At 59.6% G+C, this 6,301-nt stretch carries 4 protein-coding genes, 1 tRNA gene and 2 rRNA genes (1 of these 7 only partly in view); 2 read left to right on the top strand and 5 right to left on the bottom strand.

The features are described from left to right. The first annotated feature begins 41 nt into the window (after nucleotides 1-41). On the top strand, nucleotides 42-830 hold the full coding sequence (locus AB4Z44_RS09700; RefSeq protein ID WP_404713835.1) for an enoyl-CoA hydratase/isomerase family protein: 789 nt from the start codon (nucleotides 42-44) through the stop codon (nucleotides 828-830). A 195-nt stretch (nucleotides 831-1,025) separates the two neighbouring features. Here AB4Z44_RS09700 and AB4Z44_RS09705 read toward each other — a convergent pair whose 3' ends face one another. Further along, nucleotides 1,026-1,916, bottom strand: coding sequence for an alpha/beta hydrolase (locus tag AB4Z44_RS09705; protein WP_404713836.1), 891 nt, complete (start codon nucleotides 1,914-1,916; stop codon nucleotides 1,026-1,028). Nucleotides 1,917-1,945: 29 nt separating this feature from the next. Further along, nucleotides 1,946-2,770 (bottom strand): NmrA family NAD(P)-binding protein, encoded by an 825-nt coding sequence (locus AB4Z44_RS09710; protein WP_404713837.1) that lies wholly within the window; start codon nucleotides 2,768-2,770, stop codon nucleotides 1,946-1,948. A 304-nt stretch (nucleotides 2,771-3,074) separates the two neighbouring features. On the opposite strand from AB4Z44_RS09710, the gene AB4Z44_RS09715 reads away from it, so the two are divergent. Then, entirely contained in the window at nucleotides 3,075-3,884 is an 810-nt protein-coding gene (locus tag AB4Z44_RS09715; RefSeq protein WP_404714205.1) for a recombinase zinc beta ribbon domain-containing protein, read from the top strand. Here AB4Z44_RS09715 and AB4Z44_RS09720 read toward each other — a convergent pair. The 3 genes from AB4Z44_RS09720 to AB4Z44_RS09730 form a co-directional block, all read right to left on the bottom strand. Next, a tRNA-Met gene (locus AB4Z44_RS09720) sits at nucleotides 3,841-3,917 on the bottom strand. The two genes, AB4Z44_RS09715 and AB4Z44_RS09720, sit on opposite strands and share 44 nt — an antisense overlap. Nucleotides 3,918-4,070: 153 nt before the next feature. After that, nucleotides 4,071-4,185: ribosomal RNA gene (gene rrf / locus AB4Z44_RS09725) — 5S ribosomal RNA — on the bottom strand. Nucleotides 4,186-4,295: 110 nt separating this feature from the next. Further along, nucleotides 4,296-6,301, bottom strand: a 23S ribosomal RNA gene (locus AB4Z44_RS09730); it runs 800 nt beyond the window's last position.

Here is a 6,301-nt window from a genome sequence, read left to right on the forward strand (position 1 = left end):
CCGAATATTTCCCCGAACATCTTCGCTGAGGAGCCAATTGCATGCCCCAAATCATCCTGGACAAAGAGGAGGCGGTGGCGATCATCACGCTCCGTAACCCGCCGCAAAATCGACTTTCACCGGAGATGCTCGCCGAATTCGACATGGCGCTTGATTCCGTCAGTTCGAGCGAAGCACGTGCGCTCGTTCTGCGTGCCGAGGGCGCAGATTTTTCCTTTGGTGGCGACATTCAGACCTGGCCTGCGATGACCCAGCGCGAACGTCGCACCCTGTTCGAACGGTATCTCGCCGCCTGGAACCGGTTCGAGGGACTCTCAATACCGACCGTGGCGCTCGTGCAAGGCCTATGCTTTGGAGGCGGCTTGGAACTGGCACTGCGGGCAGATGTCGTCTTTGCCGGGGAATCGGCACGTTTCGGTCACCCCGAACAAAGCATTGCCATCGTCACGCTGCTTGGCGGGATCTACCGTATCGCAGAGCGAGCCGGGCGATCAAAAGCCTTCGAATGGGCTCTCACCTCGGAACAAGTGCCTGCGGAGGAAATGGCCCGCCACGGCGTGATCAACCGCGTACTCCCCGATGCTGAGCTTATGGCAGGGGGTATGGCGTTCGCCGCCAAAGCTGCCGCCGGCCCGACGCTGGCGCATGCCGCTCATAAAGCATTGCTGCGGGCATGGTTGTCAGGCGGCACGACTGTGGCGGACCAAGCGCTTATGGACATAGCTATGCCCCTTTTCGAAAGCGCGGACGCCCGCATGGCAATTCCCGCAGCAGTCGATGCAATCGCAAAAGGCAATGGTCGGCCGCAATTCACCTTCAAAGGCAAGTAGGAACGCAAGTTGGGGACGAGCAAGCAGTCATCCCCCGCTAAAGAACGGCTTCGAGAACGAACGCTTCTTGCCACGATTTAGCTCAGGCTCTGCTTGCCCAATGGCACGCCCTTTGTGGCGCTGGCCCGCTTCATATGACCAGCGCCGTTCCGAGCTGAGCTCGGGACGGCCTCGATCATTGTCGTCTTGCTTCGGTCAGAGATGCTCGCGAAACCACTCCACGGCCGCGGCAATGGCCGCAGGTCGCTGAGCAATGTAGATATCGTAGTGGACGCCGGGCAGGAGAACGAGGCGCTTGGGCTCTAGTGCGCACTGGTAAGCCGCGAGCGCCAGATCGGTCGGCGTCGATCCATCATCGCGCGCGACGATGAACATGAGGGGCGTTGGCGATACACGAGCGACGAAGGCGCCGGGCTCGTACATGCGCGCCAGCCGCGACGACCGCAGCGTGACTGTGTTTTCCCAGGCGCCCTCAGGAACGGGCCGTAGCATGAAGTCGATCGCGTCCCGCGAGCGGTATGCCGCCGGCACGGCGGGATCGGCGCCGACCAGCGCCTGATAGCCGGGTTCGCCGTCGAGCTGGTTGCGATCGTCCTGCGCTAACGCCTCGTCGACTGCGGCGAACTGATCCGCGGGAATCCGGCGCAGGCCCTGCTCGTAGCCACTGATCGTCGGTACCTGGGCAACAATTGCCTTGAGTTTGCGATCGCTTGCGCCAAGCATCAGCGCGTGTCCGCCAGAGTAGCTGGTTCCCCAGAGTCCGATGCGCTTCGCATCAACCTCCGGCCGGCCCTCCAGGTAGGATATGGCGCGTCGCCAGTCGGCGATCTGCCGCCAGGGATCGACGTCTTGGCGCGGCTGTCCTTCACTGCGTCCGAAGCCGCGATGATCGTGCAACAAAGTCGCGAACCCAGCCTCGGCGAAGGCGACGGCGAAAGGCTCGAGACCATGGTGGATGGTGCCGCCGAAACCTGCGCACATCGTGACCGCCGGGTGCGGTGCTGGACCTTCGGGGAGAAAGAGCCACCCGCCGATCGAGATATTTCCGTCGGCTCTGAACGCGATGTCAATCCTGTTGATGCTCACGATCGGTTTCCTAATTCGCTGGAACAGGGTCAGGCCGTGGCCGTCTGCGTCGCCGGCCCAAAGGCGTCCCGGTTGTCGAGGAGCCAGTCCACGACCGAGCGAGGCTTCTTGCCCGTTAGGTCGCTCACCGTCGTCGTCGTCTCGGCGAGGGCGCTTTCCCGAAAGATGCGATCAAGTCCGAGCAGTAGGTCGGCGACCATCTCACTGACGCCCGACGAGACGAGCACCGCGCGATGCTCCTCGCGAGAGCGGCGGGCGTAAACGACAACACGGCCCAGAAGCCGGCATAGTTCATCGGCAATCTCGGGCATGCTCACGGTGCCAGGTCCGGTCAGGTGGTAAGCTCGCTGCGCGTCGGGGAAGTCGTCGTCGAGCAACACAGCGCGGGCCACGTCCGCAATGTCGCGCGTGTCGATGAGGTTAACACGGCCGTCTTCGGCCGTTCCGCCCCAGGTGCCGCTAGCGACGGGCGCCTTGGCCCGAGCGAGAACGTCCATGAAACAGCTTGGACGCAGAACCGTGTAGCCGACATTGCAGTTCGCCAGATGTGCTTCGATTTTCATGTGCCAGTCGAAGGGATGAAGCCGGGTCGGCGGCCCCATCGCTGATAACTTGACGATATGCGTAACTCCGGCCGCAACTGCGGCATCGATCATCGCTGTCTCATTCTTGACCTGCTGGTCGGACGTGCCATGCGCAAGAAACAACCTGTCTGCCCCCTTGAGAGCTTCTGTCAGGGTAGCGCGCTCATCAAAATCGACCTTGGCGATCTGCGTTCCCAAAGGCAGCCGTTCCGAACTCGCTGTTCGTGAGAGCGCAACGACGCTCACAGGATCTTCCGCGAGAGCGGCCAACAAGGCAGCTCCAACCCGCCCTGTTGCGCCCGCCACTGCGATCCGAGGCTCTGCCGCGCTATAGCTACAATTAGACATCTCGTTTCCTCGTTGGTCACGAATGATGTGTGATCACTAGCCCGGCTCTCCAATCGAGAGGCCCTGCACGATAGTATAGGGAGGGCATCGCATCGTAGGTTTGGCGAGAGGCTGCGTGGAGCCTCGTCGAGCGCACACGGCGGGGGAGCGGCCATGTTTCTCAACCGGTCTTCGTCTCCCGTGCAACTGTTGATGCAGGGCGGGTCGCTTGCTCGTCGACGACGCCTTGTGGAGTGCCACACGAGCGGAACTCGAGCGGCGAAAGCGAGCGCCACTAGCGGCCACTTCGGTCGCGAGCCGTCGCGCCAAGCATCTGCTGTCCGGCCTCATCCGGTGCAGCACGTGCGGGTCAAATTACACCATCTCCGGTAAGGACTACTATCGCTGCGCCGGTGAGAAGGAGCGCGGCACCTGCGGCAACAAGCTGTCCGTGCGCAAGGGTCCGCTCGAGGTCGCTACGCTTGCGACCCTACAGAGCCACCTTCTAACGGAGGAGCATGCGAAGCTGTTCGTGGAGGAGTTCCGCCGCGAGGCAGCCCGTCTGGCCAAGAGCGACGAGCGTCACGACGAGCTGGCCGAGGCGCGGCTTCGCCAGGTCGAGAGCGAGCTCGCAACGCTGTCGCAGAACCTAACAGTCCAGTTCAGCCCCACGCTGATGACCATGCTGCTGGAGCGCGAGGCCGAGAAAGCACAGCTCGAGGCCCGCTTGGCATTCCTAGGGAAACCGAAGACGATGGCCGAAGTCCTCCCTCACCCAGTCCTTCTAGAACGGTTTACGCGCAAGGTCGAAGCGCTGCGTGTCTCGTTGGACGATGATTCGGTGCGGACGGAGGCAGCGGCGGTCTTGGCGACACTGATTGAGAGCGTGACGATCTACCCGGCGGCCGATCACGGAGCGGAGGCTGAGGTGGTGGCAAAGGTGGCTGACCTACTCATCTGGGCCACAAACGACAACGCCGCCCCGAAGGGCGGCGTATGTAGTTCTATAACGGTGGTTGCGGGGACAGGATTTGAACCTGTGACCTTCAGGTTATGAGCCTGACGAGCTACCGGGCTGCTCCACCCCGCGCCAGGGTGTTTGCCGGAGACGCGAACGCCCCCGCGGTTGGGTTCCCATTGAAGTGACACTTCGACGGGGCCCGTTGGCGGGGGTGCTGCGACCCGCGAGCGGGTTTGCATGACATGTGGATGGGTTCTGGATCTGTTGGGCACTGGCTTCAAAGCCTGGCGGCGACCTACTCTTCCATCGCTTAAGCGATAGTACCATTGGCGCAGTCTGGTTTCACGGCCGAGTTCGGGATGGGATCGGGTGGGTCACAGACGCTATGACCACCAAGCTATGGGGCCAGTGTACAACAGATATTTGGGTCAAAATCGATGCGTGCACCACTATGTGAGTGAACCAGATCAACGATGGCTTTTCAGCCTTGTCATTGATGGTGGAACTCTCAAGCGCGAATAGAGCAATTAGTATCGGTTAGCTCCATGGGTTACCCCACTTCCACATCCGATCTATCAAGGTCGTGGTCTTCGACCGCTCTAAGATATCTTATCTCGAGGGAGGCTTCCCGCTTAGATGCTTTCAGCGGTTATCCCTTCCATACATAGCTACCCTGCTGCGCTCTTGGCAGAACGACAGGTGCACCAGAGGTATGTTCATCCCGGTCCTCTCGTACTAGGGACAAGTCCTCTCAAATATCGACGCCCACGGCAGATAGGGACCAAACTGTCTCGCGACGTTCTGAACCCAGCTCACGTACCACTTTAATTGGCGAACAGCCAAACCCTTGGGACCTGCTCCAGCCCCAGGATGTGATGAGCCGACATCGAGGTGCCAAACAACCCCGTCGATATGAGCTCTTGGGGGTTATCAGCCTGTTATCCCCGGCGTACCTTTTATCCGTTGAGCGATGGCCCTTCCACGAGGGACCACCGGATCACTATGACCGACTTTCGTCTCTGCTCGACTTGTCAGTCTCGCAGTCAGGCTGGCTTATGCCATTGCACTCTAACAGCCGGTTTCCAACCGGCCTGAGCCAACCTTCGCGCGCCTCCGTTACTCTTTGGGAGGCGACCGCCCCAGTCAAACTACCCGCCACAGAGGGTCCCTGATCCAGTTTCATGGATCGAGGTTAGACATCAGAAAACAACAGGGTGGTATTTCACCTATGGCTCCACTCAGGCTGGCGCCCAAGCTTCAAAGCCTCCCACCTATGCTACACAGTTCTTTCCTAATGCCACTCTGAAGCTGCAGTAAAGGTGCACGGGGTCTTTCCGTCTAACCGCGGGAACCCCGCATCTTCACGGGGAATTCAATTTCGCTGAGCATCTCCTGGAGACAGTGGGGAAGTCGTTACGCCATTCGTGCAGGTCGGAACTTACCCGACAAGGAATTTCGCTACCTTAGGACCGTTATAGTTACGGCCGCCGTTTACTGGGGCTTCATTTCGGAGCTTGCACCCCTCCACTTAACCTTCCAGCACCGGGCAGGCGTCAGACCCTATACGTCGTCTTGAAGCCGACTTAGCAGAGCCCTGTGTTTTTGCTAAACAGTCGCTACCCCCTGGCCTGTGCCCCCCATCAGTGCTTGCGCATAGATGGGGCCTCCTTCTTCCGAAGGTACGGAGGCAATTTGCCGAGTTCCTTCAGGAGACTTCTCTCAAGCGCCTTGGTATACTCTACCTGACCACCTGTGTCGGTTTCGGGTACGGTCTATACGGTGGGGCTATTTCCTGGAACCATTTCGAAGCCACTCCAATCCGTTAAGGAGTGACAACACACATGATCCGTCACACACCACCAGGCCCACGAATATTAACGTGGTTCCCATCGACTACCCCCTTCGGGCTCGTCTTAGGGGCCGGCTCACCCTGCGCGGATTAGCCTTGCGCAGGAACCCTTGGTCTTTCGGCGACAGGGCATCTCACCCTGTTTATCGCTACTCATGTCTGCATTCGCACTTCCGATACCTCCACGACCCATTACCAGATCGCTTCACAGGCTTACGGAACGCTCCGCTACCGCGTGGATAAATCCACACCCTAAGCTTCGGTGCACGTCTTGAGCCCCGTTACATCTTCGCCGCAGGAACCCTTGTTTAGACCAGTGAGCTGTTACGCTTTCTTTAAAGGATGGCTGCTTCTAAGCCAACCTCCTGGTTGTTTTGGGATTCCCACATGCTTTCCCACTTAGACGTGACTTGGGGACCTTAGCTGTAGGTCAGGGCTGTTTCCCTCTTGACGACGGACCTTAGCACCCGCCGTCTGTCTCCCGAGCATTACTCGTTGGTATTCGGAGTTTGGTTAGGTTTGGTAGATCTCGCGACCCCCTAGCCCATCCAGTGCTCTACCCCCAACGGTATTCACTCGAGGCACTACCTCAATAGTTTTCGCGGAGAACCAGCTATTTCCCGGCTTGATTGGCCTTTCACCCCTAAACACAACTCATCCGGTA

It is taken from the genome of Sphingomonas sp. MMS24-J13, from assembly GCF_044905095.1.
In the GTDB taxonomy this organism is placed as follows: Bacteria; Pseudomonadota; Alphaproteobacteria; order Sphingomonadales; family Sphingomonadaceae; genus Sphingomonas_I.